Source organism: Vibrio sp. QJM3NY_35, assembly GCF_057785915.1.
This window is the reverse complement of record NZ_CM173507.1, coordinates 2,843,484-2,863,824: the sequence shown is the minus strand read 5'-3', so window position 1 is coordinate 2,863,824 and position 20,341 is coordinate 2,843,484. Positions and strand designations below refer to the sequence as shown.

Annotated in this window: 19 protein-coding genes; 9 read left to right on the top strand and 10 right to left on the bottom strand. The window is 44.7% G+C overall.

The annotated features are described in order from the left end of the window. Positions 1–92 precede the first annotated feature (92 nt). The gene (locus AC3CH3_RS12785) at positions 93–1,364 is read right to left on the bottom strand and encodes an HlyC/CorC family transporter (protein WP_017629424.1); all 1,272 of its coding nucleotides are present in this window, start codon (positions 1,362–1,364) and stop codon (positions 93–95) included. A gap of 127 nt (positions 1,365–1,491) precedes the next feature. Then, entirely contained in the window at positions 1,492–2,286 is a 795-nt protein-coding gene (locus AC3CH3_RS12780) for a cytochrome C assembly family protein (protein ID WP_019825854.1), read from the bottom strand. Between the two features lie 200 nt (positions 2,287–2,486). Here AC3CH3_RS12780 and ffh point away from each other — a divergent pair, with 200 nt between their 5' ends. From ffh to rplS, 5 genes are all read left to right on the top strand, one after another. Further along, positions 2,487–3,881, top strand: a complete 1,395-nt coding sequence (gene ffh, locus AC3CH3_RS12775) for a signal recognition particle protein (protein WP_010435884.1) — start codon at positions 2,487–2,489, stop codon at positions 3,879–3,881. Between the two features lie 211 nt (positions 3,882–4,092). Beyond that, complete coding sequence (gene rpsP / locus AC3CH3_RS12770) at positions 4,093–4,341, top strand: 30S ribosomal protein S16 (RefSeq protein ID WP_004410028.1); 249 nt, start codon at positions 4,093–4,095, stop codon at positions 4,339–4,341. Between the two features lie 24 nt (positions 4,342–4,365). Then, on the top strand, positions 4,366–4,920 hold the full coding sequence (gene rimM / locus AC3CH3_RS12765) for a ribosome maturation factor RimM (RefSeq protein ID WP_048612338.1): 555 nt from the start codon (positions 4,366–4,368) through the stop codon (positions 4,918–4,920). Between the two features lie 26 nt (positions 4,921–4,946). Beyond that, positions 4,947–5,687, top strand: a complete 741-nt coding sequence (gene trmD / locus AC3CH3_RS12760) for a tRNA (guanosine(37)-N1)-methyltransferase TrmD (RefSeq protein ID WP_017061056.1) — start codon at positions 4,947–4,949, stop codon at positions 5,685–5,687. Between the two features lie 59 nt (positions 5,688–5,746). Continuing rightward, on the top strand, positions 5,747–6,100 hold the full coding sequence (gene rplS / locus AC3CH3_RS12755) for a 50S ribosomal protein L19 (RefSeq protein WP_004735514.1): 354 nt from the start codon (positions 5,747–5,749) through the stop codon (positions 6,098–6,100). A 333-nt stretch (positions 6,101–6,433) separates the two neighbouring features. Here rplS and yacG read toward each other — a convergent pair whose 3' ends face one another. The 8 genes from yacG to nadC all read right to left on the bottom strand — a co-directional run bounded on the left by yacG (position 6,434) and on the right by nadC (position 13,563). After that, positions 6,434–6,631 (bottom strand): DNA gyrase inhibitor YacG, encoded by a 198-nt coding sequence (gene yacG / locus AC3CH3_RS12750; protein WP_019823814.1) that lies wholly within the window; start codon positions 6,629–6,631, stop codon positions 6,434–6,436. Positions 6,632–6,712: 81 nt separating this feature from the next. Then, a complete protein-coding gene (gene zapD, locus AC3CH3_RS12745) occupies positions 6,713–7,453 on the bottom strand; it encodes a cell division protein ZapD (RefSeq protein ID WP_488537291.1) in 741 nt (246 codons plus the stop codon). Positions 7,454–7,479: 26 nt separating this feature from the next. Continuing rightward, complete coding sequence (gene coaE, locus AC3CH3_RS12740) at positions 7,480–8,094, bottom strand: dephospho-CoA kinase (RefSeq protein ID WP_488537290.1); 615 nt, start codon at positions 8,092–8,094, stop codon at positions 7,480–7,482. A gap of 2 nt (positions 8,095–8,096) precedes the next feature. Further along, positions 8,097–8,966, bottom strand: a complete 870-nt coding sequence (locus tag AC3CH3_RS12735; protein WP_004735439.1) for a prepilin peptidase — start codon at positions 8,964–8,966, stop codon at positions 8,097–8,099. Between the two features lie 67 nt (positions 8,967–9,033). Further along, the gene (locus AC3CH3_RS12730; RefSeq protein ID WP_237291070.1) at positions 9,034–10,263 is read right to left on the bottom strand and encodes a type II secretion system F family protein; all 1,230 of its coding nucleotides are present in this window, start codon (positions 10,261–10,263) and stop codon (positions 9,034–9,036) included. A 14-nt stretch (positions 10,264–10,277) separates the two neighbouring features. Continuing rightward, positions 10,278–11,963 carry a type IV-A pilus assembly ATPase PilB gene (gene pilB / locus AC3CH3_RS12725; RefSeq protein ID WP_488537289.1) on the bottom strand — a complete coding sequence of 562 codons (1,686 nt, stop codon included), beginning with the start codon at positions 11,961–11,963 and terminating at the stop codon, positions 10,278–10,280. A 4-nt stretch (positions 11,964–11,967) separates the two neighbouring features. Continuing rightward, on the bottom strand, positions 11,968–12,417 hold the full coding sequence (locus AC3CH3_RS12720; RefSeq protein WP_102572177.1) for a pilin: 450 nt from the start codon (positions 12,415–12,417) through the stop codon (positions 11,968–11,970). A gap of 255 nt (positions 12,418–12,672) precedes the next feature. Next, entirely contained in the window at positions 12,673–13,563 is an 891-nt protein-coding gene (nadC, locus tag AC3CH3_RS12715) for a carboxylating nicotinate-nucleotide diphosphorylase (RefSeq protein WP_488537288.1), read from the bottom strand. 83 nt (positions 13,564–13,646) lie between these two features. On the opposite strand from nadC, the gene ampD reads away from it, so the two are divergent. The 4 genes from ampD (at position 13,647) to aceF (ending at position 20,142) form a co-directional block, all read left to right on the top strand. Beyond that, positions 13,647–14,246: a 1,6-anhydro-N-acetylmuramyl-L-alanine amidase AmpD gene (gene ampD / locus AC3CH3_RS12710; RefSeq protein ID WP_488537287.1), complete on the top strand. Its 600-nt coding sequence runs from the start codon at positions 13,647–13,649 to the stop codon at positions 14,244–14,246. A 480-nt stretch (positions 14,247–14,726) separates the two neighbouring features. Beyond that, a complete protein-coding gene (gene pdhR / locus AC3CH3_RS12705; protein WP_488537286.1) occupies positions 14,727–15,488 on the top strand; it encodes a pyruvate dehydrogenase complex transcriptional repressor PdhR in 762 nt (253 codons plus the stop codon). 62 nt (positions 15,489–15,550) lie between these two features. Further along, positions 15,551–18,214 (top strand): pyruvate dehydrogenase (acetyl-transferring), homodimeric type, encoded by a 2,664-nt coding sequence (gene aceE / locus AC3CH3_RS12700; RefSeq protein ID WP_017108719.1) that lies wholly within the window; start codon positions 15,551–15,553, stop codon positions 18,212–18,214. A gap of 26 nt (positions 18,215–18,240) precedes the next feature. Beyond that, positions 18,241–20,142 (top strand): pyruvate dehydrogenase complex dihydrolipoyllysine-residue acetyltransferase, encoded by a 1,902-nt coding sequence (aceF, locus tag AC3CH3_RS12695; RefSeq protein ID WP_488537285.1) that lies wholly within the window; start codon positions 18,241–18,243, stop codon positions 20,140–20,142. The last annotated feature ends 199 nt before the right edge of the window (positions 20,143–20,341 follow it).

Sequence of the window (20,341 nt, the reverse complement as noted above, 5' to 3'; positions counted from 1 at the left end):
TGGTGAGTTAGATATAAAAAGGCCCGGTTCAATGAACCGGGCCTTTCCGTTTTTTCTGTAATGACTTAATACCAAAATACTATCTTGGACTGTTACCCGTTAACGATTTGCGGAAACACTCGTACCAGCTTGATGCGGTTCTCTTCGAGTTCGACAATTTCCATTGGGTGACTGGCAACCTGAACACTGAGGTGACTCTCTGGAATATCTTCAAGGTGCTCCAATATCAAACCATTCAGCGTTCTTGGGCCATCGGTAGGCAATGCCCACTGTAAGCCTTTGTTGATATCTCGGATATTGGCGCTGCCTTCAATTAAGAAGCTGCCATCGCTTTGCGGCGTGATCTCTTCAGATAAGCTTGGTGCAATTGAAGTAGTAAACTCACCAACGATTTCTTCCAAAATATCTTCCAAGGTAACCAAGCCGTTGATGTCACCATATTCATCAACAATCAAACCAATGCGCTGTTTATTGCGCTGAAACTTCAGCAGTTGAATGTTAAGTGGCGTCGCTTCAGGAATAAAGTAGATCTCATCTGCCGCGCGCAGCAGGGTCTCTTTATTGAATTCATTCTTTTCAAGCATTAAGCGATAAGCTTCACGCAACCTAAGCATACCAACCACTTCATCTATTTGGTCACGGTACAGCACCACTCGGCCATGAGGCGAGTGGGTTAATTGACGAACGATAGATTTCCAGTCGTCATTGATGTCGATACCAGTAATCTCATTACGCGGCACCATGATGTCGTTCACGGTGACATGTTCCAAGTCCAGAATAGACACCAACATATCTTGGTGACGTTGAGGAATTAGGCTACCTGCTTCATTTACCACGGTTCTAAGCTCTTCTGAGCTTAAGTGGTCAGTTGCATCATGGCTGGCTTTGACACCTAAGATACGAATGAAGCCGTTGGTAATGAAGTTAACTAAAATCACCAATGGTGATAGTACCTTCATTAACACCATTAAAAGGATACTACTGGCGTAAGAGACACGTTCAGGAAATAGAGAAGCGATGGTTTTTGGTGTTACCTCGGCGAATACGAGGATCACGAGAGTCAGGGTACCAGTAGCGATAGCCACACCGATGTCCCCGTAGATGCGCATACCAAGAATAGTAGCGATCGCAGATGCAAGAATGTTGACGAGATTGTTGCCGATGAGAATGAGGCCAATCAATCTGTCTGGGCGGTTCAGAAGTTTTTCTACACGTTTGGCACCTTTATGACCCGTATTGGCCAAGTGCTTTAAACGGTAGCGGTTCAAGGACATCATGCCCGTTTCGGAACCAGAGAAATAACCAGAAATTACAATGAGACACGCGAGTAGCGCAAATAAGATACCCGTTGATATGTCGTCCAAAACTATTCTTTTCCTATTTGTGTATCTTGATTAATTTATGACCGAACATGGTCGAGATGTCAATTGAATCTAACGGACTCAATATTTTAAAGGCAAGGTGTGTGAGACCTTGCCTTTATTTTTCAGACTAGTTCAGGATAATTTCCTGAACGAAGCGGCTACCGAAGTAGGCTAATGTGAGCATGCTGGCACCGGCCAGTGCGAACCAAGTGACTTTTTGTCCACGCCAACCTTTCTGATAGTGACCCCATAGAAGGATGGAGTAGATAACCCAAGCGATAAAAGACAACACAGCCTTGTGCGCTTTTCCTTGAGCAAACATATCTTGTACGAAGATAAGGCCTGTCAACAAAGTACCCGTTAATAAGCCATTACCAATCAGAATGATCTTGAAAAGCTGTCTCTCCACCATCATTAAAGGAGGTAGGTTAGGGTTTATCACTAAGGCTTTTTTCTTTTTAAGTTTGTGATCTAGCCACGCGAGTTGCAGAGCGTATAGCGCACCGATAGTCAGTGTTGCGTATGAGAATAGAGCCAAAGAGATGTGCACGAGAAGTTTTGGATCATTCTCTAGATGTTTGATGAAGGTGCTTGGAAGAAAAGTAGCAGCCATCAAGTTCAGTGCCGCGAAGCTATAAACGACGGGCAAGATAAACCACAAACGAGTTTTGAGCATAGCGCCGCTCATAACCACAGATATGATTAAACTGATTAATGAAGCAACGTTCAAGATACTGAGGTTTTGGCCACTGGCATTAAAAATCAAATCGCCAAGCAACCAAGCATGGAAAGCTAGAGCAAGTAATGCGCTGATAAACACCGTTTTTACACGGATTCCTGTTTGGTGCACGAGACCTGGAATGATCGTGGAAATCGCCATTGTATAGAGAAAGGCTGCTGCGATCGCAATAAGACTGTCCATGGTATCCATTTAAATGATTACTAATTGGCGAATTATACCTCGCATCGCTCTTGGGGGCTATGGCGAACCTCATTCAATTCCAAGTGAATAATGTCTCACATCACAAGCACGGACGATTAACGCTCTACAACGGGTATGACTCTAATCCGCGCTAATGTATACTCACAGTAATAGTCGCAGTTTTGAGCGAAGAGAAAACTATGTTTGATAATTTAACGGATCGTCTATCCAAAACGCTGAAGAACATCAGCGGTAAAGGTCGTCTGACCGAAGACAATATTAAAGAGACGCTGCGTGAAGTACGTATGGCGCTACTTGAAGCCGACGTTGCTCTGCCAGTTGTCCGCGATTTTGTTAAGCGCGTAAAAGAAGGCGCTGTGGGTGTTGAGGTTTCTAAGTCTCTAACGCCTGGTCAAGAATTCATTAAGATCGTTCAAGCTGAACTTGAAGCGGTGATGGGTGAGTCTAACGAGGCTCTTAACCTAGCAGCGCAGCCGCCAGCCGTTATCTTAATGGCGGGTCTACAAGGTGCGGGTAAAACCACATCGGTAGGTAAGCTATCTAAGCTTCTAACTGAGCGTGACAAGAAGAAAGTCTTGGTTGTATCTGCCGACGTTTACCGTCCAGCGGCGATCAAACAGCTTGAAACATTAGCAAGCGATGTTGGCGTAGACTTCTTCCCATCTTCAGCTGATCAAAAGCCTCTTGATATTGCAAACGCTGCCATTGATCACGCAAAGAAGAAATTCTACGACGTGCTACTTGTCGATACTGCTGGTCGTTTGGCTATCGATGAAGAGATGATGGGCGAGATCAAAGAGCTTCATACTGCAATTAAACCAGTAGAGACACTGTTCGTTGTTGATGCAATGACAGGTCAAGATGCTGCGAACACTGCAAAAGCCTTTGGTGATGCACTACCACTAACTGGTGTTATCTTGACGAAAGTTGATGGTGATGCGCGTGGTGGTGCTGCTCTGTCTGTTCGTCATATTACAGGTAAGCCAATTAAATTCTTGGGTGTTGGTGAAAAGACTGACGCACTAGAACCGTTCCACCCAGATCGTGTTGCTTCTCGTATCCTAGGTATGGGCGACGTACTGTCTCTTATTGAAGACCTACAGAAAAACGTTGATACCGAGAAAGCAGAGAAGCTAGCTAAGAAGTTCAAAGAGAAGAAAGGCTTTGACCTTGAAGACTTCCGTGAACAACTTGGTCAGATGCAAAACATGGGCGGCATGATGGGCATGATGGATAAGCTTCCAGGCATGTCACAGCTACCAGATAACGTTAAAGATAAAGTTGATGACAAGATGTTCAAGCAAATGGAAGCGATCATCAACTCTATGACTATGAAAGAGCGTCAACGCCCTGACCTAATCAAAGGCTCGCGCAAAAAGCGTATTGCCGCTGGTTCAGGTACACAGGTACAAGATGTAAACCGTATGCTTAAGCAGTTCACCCAGATGCAGAAGATGATGAAGAAAATGCAAAAAGGTGGCATGAAAGGCATGATGCGCAACATGCAAGGCATGATGGGCGGCGGTGGAGGTATGGGCGGAATGGGTGGTGGCTTTAACCCGTTTGGTCGATAATCTACAAATGTAAGCTTTAGCTACGTTACTTTTCATAGTGTTAGCCGTGTCACAGAAAGTGTACGGCAGCTATGTTGGTGAAAAAATAGCTAAAGCCCTTGCATTGCACCGGAATAAGAGTAAAATTCCGGGGCTTTAATTTGGCACGAGACCCCAAGCTATTACTTATACTTGGGGTTAATTATTTTATTAAGAAAGCAAAGAGGACGACATGGTAACCATTCGTTTGGCACGTCACGGTGCAAAGAAGCGCCCATTTTATCAAATCGTAGTTGCGGATAGCCGTAACGCTGCAACTGGCCGTTTCATCGAGAAAGTAGGTTTCTTTAACCCTACTGCTCAAGGTCAAGAAGAAGGTCTACGTCTAGACCTAGATCGTGTTAACCACTGGGTTGGTCAAGGCGCATCTCTATCTGATCGTGTAGCTAAGCTAGTTAAAGACGCTCAAAAAGCGGCTTAATTCTTTTTTAAAGAGAAATAGCTTATGTCGATGAAGGGTAAAGAAACTATGAGCGAGCAAAACAATAGAATTGTCATGGGTAAACTTGGGTCTACCTATGGTATTCGTGGCTGGCTTAAAGTGTTCTCCTACACAGACAATGCTGAAAGCATATTTGATTACAGCCCTTGGTATTTAAACCTAAAGGGTAAGTGGGTTGAGTACAAAGTTGAGAGCTGGAAACGTCATGGCCAAGGTTATGTATGTAAGCTAGCGGGATTAGATGTTCGTGAAGACGCGCAACTGATGACTAACTTTGAAATTGCTATTGACCCTGCTTCGTTACCTGAATTGTCAGAAGATGAATTCTACTGGCGCGAATTGTTCGGTATGCAAGTTTTTACTACTAAAGGTTACGACCTTGGTAAGGTCACTGACCTATTAGAAACTGGCTCGAACGATGTTCTAGTAATCAAAGCAAATCTTAAAGATGCTTTTGGCCAAAAGGAACGGTTAGTACCGTACCTTGAAGAGCAAGTGATCAAGAAAGTTGATCGCGAAGCTCGCCGGATCGAAGTTGACTGGGATCCTGGATTCTAACTCCAAATTACAGAGCGAGAGAACACATGTGGGTTGGCATTATTAGCCTTTTTCCTGAAATGTTCCGTTCTGTTACTGATTTTGGAGTAACAGGTCAAGCGGTTAAAAAAGGTCTTTTATCTATTGAGACATGGAATCCTCGTGATTTCACTCATGATAAACATCGCACTGTTGATGACAGACCTTACGGTGGTGGTCCTGGCATGTTAATGATGGTTCAGCCTTTGCGCGACGCTATCACAACGGCCAAGCAAGCAGCACCGGGAAAGACGAAAGTTATCTATCTTTCACCTCAAGGTCGTAAACTCGACCAGAAAGGTGTTGAAGAGCTGGCAACAAACGAGAATTTACTTCTTATTTGTGGTCGCTACGAAGGGGTAGATGAGCGCATCATTCAATCTGAAGTTGACGAAGAATGGTCGATTGGAGATTTTGTGATGACGGGTGGCGAACTGCCAGCCATGACGTTGATTGATTCAGTATCTCGGTTTGTTCCGGGTGTACTTGGAGATTTCGCTTCAGCAGAAGAAGATTCTTTTGCAAATGGTTTGCTAGATTGTCCCCATTATACGCGCCCTGAGGTGCTAGACGATAAAGATGTGCCATCGGTACTCAAGTCTGGAAACCATAAGGACATTCGTCGCTGGCGATTAAAACAATCGTTGGGCCGAACTTGGCTAAGAAGACCAGAACTCCTGGAAAACCTAGCTCTGACTGACGAACAGGAACAATTACTGGCTGAATTCATTAAAGAGCAACGCTCTTAACGAAAAGCAAGCAGTAACCTATTAAATTTAGTATCAGTTTATTCTAGGAATTTATACAAATGAGCAACATCATCAAGGCTCTTGAAGAAGAGCAACTAAAATCAGACCTTCCTAAATTCGCACCAGGTGACACTGTTGTAGTTCAGGTTAAGGTAAAAGAAGGTGACCGTGAGCGTCTACAGGCTTTCGAAGGCGTTGTAATCGCTATTCGTAACCGTGGTCTACACTCTGCATTCACAGTTCGTAAGATCTCGAACGGTGAAGGCGTAGAGCGTGCGTTCCAAACTCACTCTCCAATGGTTGATAGCATCGAAGTTAAACGCCGTGGTGCAGTACGTCGTGCCAAGTTGTACTACCTACGTGAGCGTTCTGGTAAGTCAGCTCGTATTAAAGAGAAGCTTACTAAGAAGTAATTCTTTTTGCATTCTATCGATAAAAGCGGAGCCATTTGGCTCCGCTTTTTTGTGCCTGTTATTTACAGCTTAGCAAGTAAGAGAGCACCAACTCGCTCTCGAGGATGACGAACCAGACCGAAACTCATATTTAACCGTCATTCCCTAGACTGACGAAGGAAGGAGTAGGGAATCTCTACTAGCGCCGTGTTATAGACAATAAAAAAGGATTGACGTTAAACGCCAACCCTTCAATCATTTTTCCGAATCTCGAATCTCGAATCTCGAATCTCGAATCTCGAATCTCGAATCTCGAATCTCGAATCTCGAATCTCGAATCTCGAATCTCGAATCTTAGTACTGGTCTTCCGACCAACCATCGCTATCCGACATGTCTGGTGCGCCAGCGATGCTGTTCTCTTCGTCTGCCCATTCACCGAAATCAATCATCTGACATTGCTTGCTGCAAAACGGGCGGTGCGGGCTTTGTTCGCCCCATTCAACGTCAGTATTACATTGAGGGCATTTAACGATGGTGATTTTCTTCGACATAGTGATTCTTAATTTGAAGGTGTAATAATAGTGAGTTTAGGCTCGAGTGAGGACTCAAGCCAAACTATAAAAGGAAATTAATTAGGTGCAGATTGCCAATTCAAATTCGATGTCTTGAGTACAGGCTTGTCCTGTTTCAAAGCTCATGAACTTAACGGCAAAACGGTTTTTATGCCCAGAGATCATCGGGTAGGCACCGTATTGCATTGGAATAGAAAGGCGAAGGATATTCGCTTCATCAGCATCGCTCTGGAAGAAGCCCGCGCGAGCAATTTGCTCTTTAAAGTGACCAGTCTCTCTAGTGAGCTTTAACCATAGTGTTAGCGCTTCATACAAAGGCTGTAGGCTATCCATCCAAGCTTTGGCATCTCGCATTCTCTTATCAAGAGGAAGATGCAGCCAATAATGCAGTGCGGGTAAATCAAAGCAGCATGAGCCACCTGGTAAATTAAAGCGTTGACGTATGGCACTCAAGAAGCGGTCTTCTTTAAGTGACTGCCCAAAACGCTCCGCCTGCATCAGTTCACGATAGATGTTACTAATATCGTTGAGTAGTGAAGTCAGCATCTCTTGATCGACACCTTCAACATCTAACCAACTTTTGTAGGTTACACGCTGCTTCTCAATATCTTTTGCGAGTTCACTCTTGAGTTGGATCTGTTCGAAGATTTCAATCAGATCAAAGATGGAACGGAAAAAGAGTTGATACTGTTGAGCATCGGAAAATGTAGAAGACAAGTGCAGCTGCCTCAAGAGTGATTCAACTCTTAAGTAGATGCGTGTTTTCTCATTTAGAGGATGTTCAAATTTGTGGGTGATCATCGAGCAAACCTTCATTCAACATTATTCTATTCTGACCCATCTACAGTACTGATTGCCAGATACTTTTGATGTAAATCTGTGATTTGAGGCAAAAGTTCTTGGTTTTTAGTATGGTTTTTAATCACGTCATCTGCAACTGCTAAGCGTTGTTCTCTTGAAGCCTGTGATTTTAAAATTGCTGTAACCTGTTCCCTAGAAACATTATCACGACTCATCGTACTCTCTATTTGCACTTCTATTGGCACATCAACGATTAATACGCGATCGGCCATGCTTTGCATTTGGTTTTCAACCAATAGCGGTGCGACTAATAAACCATAAGGGGATGTAACTTTAGACAGGTCACTGTCAATTTTGTTACGGATCATGGGATGAAGCAGGTCATTGAGCCATTGTTTCTCTGTGGGATCCGAGAAGATTAGCTCACGCAGCTTACTTCGGTTAAGTGATCCATCTTCAAGCAAGATCGTCTCACCAAAATGGTCGGTAATCTGCTTTAAGCCGTCACTGCCTACTGCGACGACTTCGCGTGCAACGATATCAGCATCGACAATATCAATATTAAAATGTTCATTGAAGAGGTTAGCAACCGTGGTTTTTCCACTGGCGATACCACCGCTTAATCCGATAATGATTGCCATGGTTAAATTCCTAGTACAGAAGTGAAATACCAGCCCATGATGTCGTTGCCCCACATCAAACTCACCCAACCCGCAATCGCAAGGTAAGGTCCAAATGGAAAGGCTTTATCTATACCTTGTTGTTTCAAGCGAAGTTGAATCAATCCGAAAACTAAGCCGACCAGTGAGGATAGAAGAATGATCATTGGGAGATGTTGCCAACCAAGCCAAGCGCCAAGCGCAGCCAGAAGTTTGAAGTCGCCGTAACCCATGCCTTCTTTGCCTGTTAACAGCTTGAACAGCCAATAGACCGACCAAAGTGCTAGGTAGCCTGCCATTGCGCCAATCACGGAATCTTGAAGCGATACAGGGCTGATATTAAACAGAGCTAACGCGATACCAGACCAAACTAAAGGCAAGGTAATTTGGTCAGGCAACAGCATAGTATCGAGATCGATAAAGGTTGCGGTAATCAATGCAAACGTGAAAAAAATCAAAGCAATGGCGTAGTAACTGAAACCAAAGTGGCTCGCGACTACGGTACAAAGTATCGCCGTAAGCAACTCGACCAATGGATAGCGAGCGCTAATTGGGTTAGCACAGCTATGGCACTTGCCTTTTAAGAACAGCCAACTTAATACTGGAATATTGTCGATGATTCTTAATTGGGTTTTACATTTCGGGCAGGTAGAACGAGGGATACTGAGATTGAACTTTCCCTCTGGCGCTGGAATTTTATATTGAGAGAAATACTCCGAGCACTCTTGTTGCCACTCTCGTTCCATCATTATCGGTAAACGGTGGATGACTACGTTGAGGAAGCTGCCGATAAGAAGGCTAAAAATGAAAGCTAATACGGGGAATAGCCAAGGATAGTAGTGAAATACTTCCATAGTGTCCTTTACCACTTAATCAAGGTGAGCAGAGGTTGGCTGCTCATGGGTGTTTAGTTGCTTTTAACTATCCTAACACACTCATAAGATTAAAGATCGGTAAGTACATCGCGACAACAAGTCCGCCAACTACGGTGCCTAAAAATACGATGATCAGTGGCTCTAGAATCTTACCTAGGTTATCGACGGTGTTGTCTACTTCGAACTCGTAAATGGAAGCGACTTTATTGAGCATATCATCAAGATTTCCGGACTCTTCACCAATCATCACCATCTGCAAAACCATCTCCGGGAAGGCATTGGTATTGCGCATTGCAATGTACATCGGCATGCCAGCAGCAGTCTCACGGTGAACCTCGATGATTGCCGATTCATAATGTAGATTACCCGCCGTTTTAGCCGTTGTTTTAAGGCTGGTTAAGATAGGAATCCCAGAACTAAAACTGGTTGATAGCGTTCGGCTGAACTTTGCAATTGATGCCTTAGTGATGACAGCACCCAAGATAGGGAAGCGTAAACCAAGACGACTGGTTGAAAGTCGAATCGAGTAAGATCGCTGACGCAGTTGCTGAAAAGACAGAATTAATAAAACAATACCGATCGCAGTATAAAAACTGTAGGCCTGCATCCAGTGGGAAAGATAAAGCACTTGCTGAGTGAACCAAGGTAAGTCTGCTCCGAAACCAGAAAACATCGATTCAAATTCCGGGATGACCATGGTTAGCATTAAGTAGGAAACGGTAAGGGCGACCGCTACAACCATTGCTGGGTAGATGAGAGCCTTTATAACCTTGGATTTTAGTTGCTCACTCTTTTCTCGATAGGTCGCCAAGCGTTCAAATACTTGTGCAAGGTTGCCGGAGAGTTCGCCTGTCGCGACCAAGTCGGTATAGAGATCATCAAAGTGGCGGCTTGCGGTTCGCATCGCTTTTGAGATTGGCGTGCCGGCTTCTACACCTTTGCAGATGTGCGATAAAATCGATTTCATTTCTGCTTTGCGGTGATTGTCTGACACTAACTTGATGGCTTGAACGATGGGCACACCAGTAGCCAACATGGTAGCCAGTTGGCGAGTCAAAATAGTGATATCTTTGGCTTTGACTCGATGGGTTAAACGAGTGATTGCTGAGATGCTTTTCTTTTTGATTTTCTTAATCTGAATATGCTGCTCTTTGAGCTTCTCTCGCACTTCTAATTCGGTGAGCGCTAAGCTCTGCCCTGATACTTTCTTGCCAGAACTATTGATTCCCTTCCAATGGTAGTTTTTTAGTTGTGATTGTTTGCTTTTACTACTCATTTTCGCTCCGTGAATTATAGGTATAGAACACGTTGTAGCTCTTGATAGCTGGTGGTGCCTTCAAGCAGTTTATCTAGTCCTGACTCTTGTAAAGTTCTCATGCCTTCCCGGCGCGCTAAGTTTTCAATGGCTAACGCGTTCGGTTTGTCAATCAGGCTGCTTTTTAGCTGCTCGCTAAACGGCATGACTTCATAAATACCGACTCGCCCTGAGTATCCCTGATTACACTCATTACACCCTTGTGAGTTGGCTTTGTAGATGATTTGGCTATTGGGAATAGAGTGGCGTAGAAATATATCAGGTGAGTCATCAGCGGCTTTACAGTGGTCGCACAATCGTCTTGCTAGTCGTTGGGCGATAATCAGGCTTAATGATGAAGCAAGATTAAAGGGTTCTATCCCCATATGAGCGAGTCGAGTCACGGTTTCTGCGGCGGAGTTGGTGTGGAGGGTTGAAAGCACTAGGTGTCCGGTTTGCGATGCTTTGATCGCGATCTCTGCGGTTTCTAAATCTCGGATCTCCCCAACCATCACCACATCGGGATCTTGTCGTAAAAATGATCGCAATGCTTCAGCAAACCCAAAACCGATTTTGGGTGCGACTTGAACTTGATTGATACCACATAGATTGATCTCTACCGGATCTTCAGCTGTTGAGATGTTGCGCTCCGTGGTGTTAAGCACTCGAAGGCCAGTATAGAGAGAAACCGTTTTACCGCTGCCGGTTGGCCCTGTCATTAAGATCATTCCTTGCGGGCGTTTTAGGGCATTGAGGTAGAGTGCTTTTTGATCCTCGCTGTAACCGAGCTTATCGATATCGAGATTGGCAGCGCTGCTGTCTAGAAGACGAAGAACGATCTTTTCTCCCCATAATGTTGGCAGCGTCGATACACGTATATCAATCGCCAGTTCGTCATTTAAGCGCAGTTTGATACGACCATCTTGAGGCAAACGACGTTCGGCGATATCGAGTTTGGCGAGAATCTTCAAGCGCGCCGATAGACGACGACTTAAGTGAGAAGCGGGCTGTTGGATCTCAACAAGAATGCCATCGCAACGCAGGCGTACGCGGTAGTTTTCTTCATAAGGTTCGAAGTGGATATCCGATGCGCCTTTACGTGCAGCATCGACTAGAATCTGATTGATAAAGCGACTGACAGGGGAGTCATCTTGGCTGAGGTCTTCAATCGAAGTTATCTCGTCATCAGATATCTCAACAAGGTTAGCGAGCTCATCTTGGGTGATCTCTTTGCGCTTGGAATCTTGTCCGGAAATAGAACGTCCATACAGCTTTCGTATTGCGCCTTCTAATTCAGAGTAATTAGCGACAACCAATTCAATCTGTAATCCGGTCGCAAAGCGGAAATCGTCTTCAGCTTGTAAATCCGTAGGGTCGGCAGAAGCGAGTGTGAGAGTTGAACTAGAAATTGAAATTGGAATAGCGCGATACTTGGTGATCAGCTCACGAAGCCCTAGTTGTTCACACAAGGTTTCGTAGTCAGTATTGGCCAGTTGCACTAACGGCAAACCGAAGATGGTTTTAATGTTGTTTGCTAAGGAATCGCCGCTGAAGAAATCAAGAACGAGCAAAGCTTCAGGTGTCGAAGCTCCTGAAGCGTGTACATGTTCCGCAACGGCTTGTTCTTGAGTCAGGTTAAGTAATCCTGCCTGACGAAGAATCGTGGGGAGGTTGGTGAGCACTAGTTTAGTTGCAACCCTTCACATCACTTGCAGTAATACTTACAGTGGATGGAATATTAGAAATAGTACATTTCCATCCATCACTTGCCCTTACGAATTTAGCTGTAGCAGAGTTCAATGATGATTTGCTTCCGTAGGTGAATACTAGTGTTCCATTAGCTCCACTTACAGCATCAATTGAAAGTGCACCTAATGAACTCATATTAGCATTAGCGCCGATATCGCTTAGATTTGCAGTTGCAGCGGGGAAGCTACCAGTGTTTTGGATATGTAAATCGGTATTGGTTAAGAGAGATCTGAGTGTAGCGACCCCAGAAGCTGCGTCAGCCTTAATCGCTTGCTCTTTGTATGCTGGTATTGCAATTGATGCCAATACACCAATGATGGCAACAACTATTAATAGCTCAATTAACGTAAAACCTTTCTGATTTGTTCTTTTACTTTTGTTATTCATTGTTCTATTCCATTGTTTAGTTTGTTTCAGCGCAAGCACTGGTTGATGGAAAGAATAGAAGTCGGAATGGGGAAGTGGAATGGTGTTCAGGTTTGGCCGCGAGTGGTTTCGTGTTTATTAGTGTGGTGTTTCATATGGTGCGCAAAATTATGCGACCAACTTAAATAAGTGATTGAAATACTGATAATTTAGGTAATAAAAAAGGCACTGTTATCAACAATGCCTTTGACGGAAATATATTTACTATTCAGTTAATTACGCTTTAAATCTCATGGATAGGTCCATCGCTTTTAGATGCTTAGTCAGTGCACCAACAGAGATGTAATCAACACCCGTTTCAGCGAACTCTGCAATAGTGTCTAAAGTTACATTGCCTGAATTTTCTAATGCTGCGCGGCCAGCGTTGATTTTCACGGCTTCACGCATCATGTCTGTGGTGAAGTTGTCTAGCATGATGATGTCTGCGCCAGCGCTGATCGCTTGCTCTAGCTCTGCTAGGCTTTCCGTTTCAACTTCCACAGGTTTACCTGGGTTCAGCTCTTTTGCCGTCGAGATTGCTTTCTCGATACCGCCACATGCGATGATGTGGTTTTCTTTGATTAGGTAGGCATCGAAAACACCGATACGGTGGTTGAAACCGCCACCACAAGCCACTGCGTATTTTTGTGCGCTACGTAGGCCTGGAATCGTTTTGCGAGTGTCTAACAGGCGGCATTCTGTATGCTTGATTTTGTCAGCGTAGATGGCTGTCGTAGTCGCACAACCCGATAGCGTTTGAATGAAGTTCATGGCATTACGCTCACCAGTTAATAGTGCGCGTGCTGGGCCTGTTAACGAGCAAAGCGTTTGGTTTGGTTCAACTTTATCGCCATCTTCTACGTTCCACTCGATAGTCACTTCACCGCCCAATTGCTTAAACACTTCGTCAGCCCAAGCTTTACCACAGAACACACCGTGCTCACGTGTAATGATGGTTGCGCTGTTGATTGCGTCTGCTGGGATTAGACTTGCCGTGATATCAGCCGCTGGATCTAACGTTCCGCCTAGATCTTCTTTGATGGTCTCAGCCACTGAGCGAGTGATCTCGAGAGGCAGTTGCTCTTTTAAGTAGTCAAGGCGTTGGTGGCTGTTATGTGTGTTTTTCATCGCAAATCTAATCTTGAAAGGGAGTGGGAATGGAATGATACTCTTGCTTAACTTCAAATTAAAGAGGCTAGCGTGACTGCTCTATGGGTAAGGTCACATCTTATTGTGCTAGCAGAAAAGAAAGTGAGACCAAGATGACGATCAGCTTCAACGGATGGTATGACAACGCTCGGCATGTTCCTTCCCCGTATTTTGATGTTAGACCTAGCGTCGACGATATCTCTCTGCTGGTGGTTCACAACATTAGTTTACCTCCGGGGCAATTTGGTGGGCCTTACATCGAACAGTTTTTTACGGGCAAACTTGACCCAGAAGAACACCCGTTTTTTCAGGTGATTCACCAAATGGGTGTGTCTGCACACTGCTTGATTCGTCGTGATGGTGAGGTTGTGCAGTTTGTTTCGTTCCTTGATAGAGCTTGGCACGCTGGCCAGTCCAGCTTTGCCGGCCGTGAAAGGTGTAATGATTACTCGATTGGTATTGAACTGGAAGGCAGTGACTTTGTGGCTTACACCGAGCAGCAGTATCAAGCGCTTACCCAATTAACGGAAACACTTGTATCGAGCTACCCTCAAGTTACCACTGAACGAATCACAGGCCACCAATATATTGCGCCTCTGCGCAAAACCGATCCTGGCTTGGTTTTCGACTGGCAGAAATTTAAAGAAAAGCTCAAGGGCTAAGCCTCAACTTTAGATAGCCTTACTGCTGTTAGGCGTTGAATAGTCAACGCCTGGCATAATGACTTGTGAATTTTTGTTGTTGCTATGTAAAGAAAGTGGTGGAGAGGAGAGCATCAATAAATCGAGAGTGTGACGAGCTTATCAAACGCTAATTTATTAAAACTTATGAACAGAATTTCCATCCTAAATGTGCGCTTGGTTTGATTTTTAAACAAGTGGCACTAATGTTTCTGAAACAATTCATTTTTATCCTGAAACTTTCTAGCACGAAACCTCCCCAAAAGTATTACCCCTGTAAATGGTAAGACCAATTTAGTTGCTGTTTTAAATTTCATTTGTTAAATCATGGTTAATTCATGCTGTGTTCTATGATGCAGGTCAATTTTGCACTGGACAGTGGCGTTTTAATTATGTTAATTTCTGCCCAACTTAAAATTGGTATTACCAATTGTCAGCGAAGAAAAAGAAGAACAACAAACTATGGCTTATCAAAGGATTCGTCAGCCAAAACTCTCGGACGTTATCGAACAAGAGTTAGAAAGGTTGATAGTGGAAGGAACACTGGCTCCAGGGCAGCAGTTGCCGCCTGAGCGCGAACTAGCGAAACAGTTCGATGTGTCTCGTCCTTCAATCCGAGAAGCGATACAACGTTTAGAAGCAAAACGCTTGCTTACTCGCCGTCAAGGTGGAGGTACGTTTGTTAGCGAAAATATCTGGAAAAGCTTTTCAGATCCTTTGCTTAATTTGTTGTCGTCCCATTCTGAAACCCAACTAGACTTGTTGGAATCGCGTCATGCGATGGAAGGGATTTCGGCTTACTTTGCGGCATTGCGTGGCACTGATGAAGACTTTGCTCGAATTCAAGCATGCCAAGAAAAAATTCACGGCGCGCAAGATAAGGGTGATATTGAAGCCGAATCTGCAGCAGTGATGGCTTTTCTTATTGCTTTAACAGAGGCAGCGCACAATGTGGTGTTATTACACATTGTTCGTAGTTTGGCTCCGTTACTCGAACAAAATGTCTTAGAAAATTTAAAGCTGTTGCATCGTCGTAAAGACGTTGTGGAGAAAGTGAGTATACATCGAGCTAACATTGTAGATGCGATCGTTTCAGGGCTGCCAGAACAGGCGCGTGAAATGTCACATTCTCATTTAGCTTACATCGAAGAAACATTGATGGATTTGACCAAAGAAGAATCGCGCCGCGAACGTTCTTTACGTCGAATCCAACAGGGTAAATAGCCGTAATACTTCGGCTATTTACGTGTTTAGTAGAATCCAACTAACAAAAAGGATAGATCGCCATGTCTGACATGAAGCATGACGTTGATGCTCTGGAAACTCAAGATTGGTTAGAAGCTCTTGAGTCAGTAGTACGTGAAGAAGGTGTAGAACGTGCACAGTTTTTACTAGAACAAGTTCTAGATAAAGCGCGTTTAGATGGTGTTGATATGGCTACAGGCATCAACACAAACTACATCAACACAATTCCAGCAGCACAAGAGCCAGCTTACCCTGGTGACGTAACTCTTGAGCGTCGTATTCGTTCGATTATTCGCTGGAACGCAATCATGATTGTATTGCGTGCTTCTAAGAAAGACCTAGACCTTGGTGGTCACATGGCTTCTTACCAGTCAGCTGCAGCGTTCTACGAAGTATGTTTCAACCACTTCTTCCGTGCTCCAAATGAGACGGACGGTGGCGATCTAGTTTACTACCAAGGTCACATCTCTCCAGGTATCTACTCTCGTGCATTCGTTGAAGGTCGTCTAACTGAAGAACAGCTAGATAACTTCCGTCAAGAAGTTGATGGTAAAGGTATCCCTTCTTACCCGCACCCGAAACTGATGCCTGAGTTCTGGCAGTTCCCGACAGTATCTATGGGTCTTGGTCCTATCTCTGCGATCTACCAAGCGCGCTTCCTTAAGTACCTTGACGGCCGTGGCCTGAAAGAAACTTCAGCGCAACGCGTATACGCGTTCCTAGGTGACGGTGAGATGGATGAGCCAGAATCACGTGGTGCTATCTCTTTCGCTGCGCGTGAGAAGCTAGACAATCTATGTTTCCTAATCAACTGTAACCTACAGCGTCTAGACGGCCCTGTAATGGGTAACGGTAGCATCATTCAAGAACTTGAAGGCCTATTCAAAGGCGCAGGTTGGAACGTTGTTAAAGTTATCTGGGGTAGCAACTGGGATTCACTACTGGCTAAAGACACGACTGGTAAGCTTCTTCAACTAATGAACGAAACTATCGATGGTGACTACCAGACATTCAAATCTAAAGATGGCGCATACGTACGTGAGCACTTCTTTGGTAAGTACCCAGAAACAGCTGCACTAGTTGCAGACATGACTGATGACGAAATCTTCGCTCTTAAGCGTGGTGGTCACGATTCTTCTAAACTGTTTGCTGCTTTCAACAATGCGAAAGAAACAAACGGTAAGCCAACTGTAATCCTAGCTAAGACTGTTAAAGGTTACGGCATGGGTGACGCAGCTGAAGGTAAGAACATTGCACACGGTGTTAAGAAAATGGACATGACTCATGTTCAACACCTGCGTGATCGCCTAGGCCTAGAAGACCTACTATCAGATGAGAAAATCGCTGAACTTCCATACCTAAAACTGGAAGAAGGTTCTGCTGAATACGAATACATGCACGCTCGTCGTAACGCTCTACACGGTTACACACCTGCACGTCTTCCTAAGTTTACTCAAGAGTTCAAGGTTCCTGAGCTAGACGCATTCGCACCTCTACTAGGTGAACAGAAGCGTGATATCTCTACAACTATGGCTTACGTACGTACGCTAAACATCCTTCTTAAAGATAAGAACATTGGTAAGAACATCGTTCCTATCATCTGTGATGAAGCTCGTACATTCGGTATGGAAGGTCTATTCCGTCAGGTTGGTATCTACAACCCACACGGTCAAGAATACACACCTGAAGATAAAGGCATCGTTTCTTACTACAAAGAAGCAACGTCTGGTCAAGTTCTTCAAGAAGGCATCAACGAACTAGGTTCTATGGCTTCATGGGTTGCTGCTGCAACTTCATACAGCACAAACGATCTACCAATGATTCCGTTCTACATCTACTACTCAATGTTCGGTTTCCAACGTATTGGCGACATGGCTTGGTTAGCAGGCGACCAACAAGCTCGTGGCTTCCTATTAGGTGCTACTGCAGGTCGTACAACGCTAAACGGCGAAGGTCTACAGCACGAAGATGGTCACTCGCACATTCAAGCGAACACGATCCCTAACTGTATCTCTTACGACCCAACGTTTGCTTACGAGCTAGCGGTTATCATGCAAGACGGTATCCGTCGCATGTACGGTGAGAACCAAGAGAACGTTTACTACTACCTAACAGTAATGAACGAGAACTACGCAATGCCAGCAATGCCAGAAGGCGCTGAAGAAGGCATTCGTAAGGGTATCTACAAGCTTGAATCTCACGCTGGTGCTAAGGGCAAAGTTCAACTAATGAGCTCTGGTACTATCATGAACGAAGCGCGTAAAGCCGCTGAAATTCTAAGCGAAGAGTACGGCGTAGCATCTGACGTATTCTCTGTAACGTCGTTCAACGAACTAACTCGTGACGGCCAAGCGGTAGAGCGTGACAACATGCTTCACCCAGAAGCTGAAGAGAAAGTACCGTACATCACGACTGTTCTTGGTAAAGAACCTGCAATCGCAGTGACTGACTACATGAAGAACTACGCTGAGCAAGTACGTGCGTACATGCCAACTGAGTCTTACAAAGTACTTGGTACAGATGGTTTCGGCCGTTCTGACAGCCGTGCAAACCTACGTCGTCACTTCGAAGTTAATGCTGGCTACATCGTAGTTGCAGCGCTAACTGAACTGGCTAAACGTGGTGATATCGAGAAGTCTGTTGTTGCTGAAGCAATTGCTAAGTTCGATATCGACACTGAAAAAACTAACCCGCAATACGCATAAGACTGGCATTAAGGTAGGTAAATACAATGACAATCGAAATTAATGTACCAGACATCGGTGCTGACGAGGTTGAAGTAACTGAGATTCTTGTAAACGTTGGCGACAAGGTTGAAGAAGAGCAGTCACTGATCACTGTTGAAGGCGACAAAGCTTCAATGGAAGTTCCTGCGTCTCAAGCGGGTATCGTTAAAGAAATCAAGATTTCAGAAGGTGATTCTGTTTCTACTGGTTCTCTTATCATGATCTTCGAAGCGGAAGGTGCTGCAGCAGCACCGGCTGCGCCAGCAGTTGAAGCGGCGGCACCTGTTGCAGCTGCTCCTGCAGCGGCAGCTGAGCTTAAAGAAGTTCACGTTCCTGATATCGGCGGTGATGAAGTTGAAGTAACTGAAATCATGGTAGCTATCGGCGACGCAGTAGAAGAAGAGCAATCTCTTCTTACTGTTGAAGGTGACAAGGCTTCAATGGAAGTACCTGCACCATTCGCTGGTATCGTTAAAGAAATCAAGATCGCTTCTGGTGACTCAGTATCTACTGGTTCTCTAGTGATGGTATTTGAAGTGGCAGGTTCTGGCGCTCCAGTTGCAGCAGCTCCTGCTCCAGCGGCGGCACCAGTTGCAGCGGCTCCAGCAGCATCCGGAGCGCCGGCCGCAGCTGAGAAAGAAGTAAACGTTCCAGATATCGGCGGTGACGAAGTAGAAGTTACTGAAATCATGGTAGCGGTTGGCGATACAGTAGAAGAAGAGCAATCTCTAATTACTGTTGAAGGCGACAAAGCTTCAATGGAAGTGCCTGCACCATTCGCTGGTACAGTAAAAGAAATCAAGATTGCAGCTGGCGACAAAGTGTCAACAGGCTCTTCAATCATGACTTTCGTTGTTGAAGGCGCAGCTCCAGTAGCAGTAGCGGCTCCAGCACAAGCAGCAGCTCCGGCAGCAGCACCTGCACCTAAAGCAGAAGCAGTAGCTCCAGCAGCTGGCGACTTCCAAGAGAACGGTGACTACGCGCACGCTTCTCCAGTTGTTCGTCGTCTTGCTCGCGAATTTGGCGTTAATCTTTCTAAGGTTAAAGGTACTGGTCGTAAGAGCCGTATCCTTAAAGAAGACGTTCAGTCTTACGTTAAAGATGCACTTAAGCGTCTAGAGTCTGGTGCTGCAGCATCTGGCAAAGGCGGCGACGGTTCTGCTCTTGGTCTACTACCGTGGCCAAAAGTTGACTTCAGCAAGTTCGGCGAAACTGAAGTTCAGAAGCTTTCTAAGATTAAGAAAATCTCTGGCGCTAACCTGCACCGTAACTGGGTAATGATCCCTCACGTTACACAGTGGGACAACGCAGACATCACTGAGCTAGAAGCATTCCGTAAAGAACAGAACGCAATCGAAGCGAAGAAAGATACTGGCATGAAGATCACTCCACTTGTGTTCATCATGAAAGCTGTTGCTAAAGCACTAGAAGCATTCCCTGCATTCAACTCGTCTCTTTCTGACGATGGCGAAAGTATCATTCTTAAGAAGTACGTAAACGTGGGTATCGCTGTTGATACACCAAACGGTCTAGTTGTTCCTGTCTTCAAAGACGTGAACAAGAAAGGTATTTACGAGCTATCAGAAGAGCTAATGGCTGTTTCTAAGAAAGCACGTTCTGGTAAGCTAACAGCGGCAGATATGCAAGGCGGTTGTTTCACAATCTCTAGCCTTGGTGGTATTGGCGGTACTGCATTTACTCCAATCGTAAATGCTCCAGAAGTAGGTATCCTAGGTGTATCTAAGTCTGAAATTAAGCCAGTTTGGAATGGTAAAGAGTTCCAACCACGTCTACAGCTTCCACTGTCTCTATCATACGACCACCGTGTGATCGATGGTGCTGAAGGTGCACGCTTCATTACTTTCCTAAACAGCGCACTATCTGACATTCGTCGTCTAGTACTGTAATTGAGAAAGTAATTATTAAGGTGACTTTCGGGTCACCTTAATTCTTTATATAAAGACTATTTTTAGAGAACAGTTTCCTGCATTTCTCATAATCTGATAGGGAATTGTTGTCTAGCTCACAGGCTAACTTAAAGCTACTTTCACACTGTTAACATCTCTGTAAAATGTTTCCTGTTTGAAAGCCCAATAATTTTAAGAA

Excerpts from the sequence above, each read along its gene's own strand:
- AC3CH3_RS12780 (WP_019825854.1), bottom strand. The coding sequence starts at position 2,286 with ATGGACAGTCTTATTGCGATCGCAGCAGCCTTTCTCTATACAATGGCG.
- ffh (WP_010435884.1), top strand. The coding sequence starts at position 2,487 with ATGTTTGATAATTTAACGGATCGTCTATCCAAAACGCTGAAGAACATC.
- rpsP (WP_004410028.1), top strand. The coding sequence starts at position 4,093 with ATGGTAACCATTCGTTTGGCACGTCACGGTGCAAAGAAGCGCCCATTT.
- rimM (WP_048612338.1), top strand. The coding sequence starts at position 4,366 with ATGTCGATGAAGGGTAAAGAAACTATGAGCGAGCAAAACAATAGAATT.
- trmD (WP_017061056.1), top strand. The coding sequence starts at position 4,947 with ATGTGGGTTGGCATTATTAGCCTTTTTCCTGAAATGTTCCGTTCTGTT.
- rplS (WP_004735514.1), top strand. The coding sequence starts at position 5,747 with ATGAGCAACATCATCAAGGCTCTTGAAGAAGAGCAACTAAAATCAGAC.
- yacG (WP_019823814.1), bottom strand. The coding sequence starts at position 6,631 with ATGTCGAAGAAAATCACCATCGTTAAATGCCCTCAATGTAATACTGAC.
- zapD (WP_488537291.1), bottom strand. The coding sequence starts at position 7,453 with ATGATCACCCACAAATTTGAACATCCTCTAAATGAGAAAACACGCATC.
- coaE (WP_488537290.1), bottom strand. The coding sequence starts at position 8,094 with ATGGCAATCATTATCGGATTAAGCGGTGGTATCGCCAGTGGAAAAACC.
- AC3CH3_RS12735 (WP_004735439.1), bottom strand. The coding sequence starts at position 8,966 with ATGGAAGTATTTCACTACTATCCTTGGCTATTCCCCGTATTAGCTTTC.
- AC3CH3_RS12730 (WP_237291070.1), bottom strand. The coding sequence starts at position 10,263 with ATGAGTAGTAAAAGCAAACAATCACAACTAAAAAACTACCATTGGAAG.
- AC3CH3_RS12720 (WP_102572177.1), bottom strand. The coding sequence starts at position 12,417 with ATGAATAACAAAAGTAAAAGAACAAATCAGAAAGGTTTTACGTTAATT.
- nadC (WP_488537288.1), bottom strand. The coding sequence starts at position 13,563 with ATGAAAAACACACATAACAGCCACCAACGCCTTGACTACTTAAAAGAG.
- ampD (WP_488537287.1), top strand. The coding sequence starts at position 13,647 with ATGGGTAAGGTCACATCTTATTGTGCTAGCAGAAAAGAAAGTGAGACC.
- pdhR (WP_488537286.1), top strand. The coding sequence starts at position 14,727 with ATGGCTTATCAAAGGATTCGTCAGCCAAAACTCTCGGACGTTATCGAA.
- aceE (WP_017108719.1), top strand. The coding sequence starts at position 15,551 with ATGTCTGACATGAAGCATGACGTTGATGCTCTGGAAACTCAAGATTGG.
- aceF (WP_488537285.1), top strand. The coding sequence starts at position 18,241 with ATGACAATCGAAATTAATGTACCAGACATCGGTGCTGACGAGGTTGAA.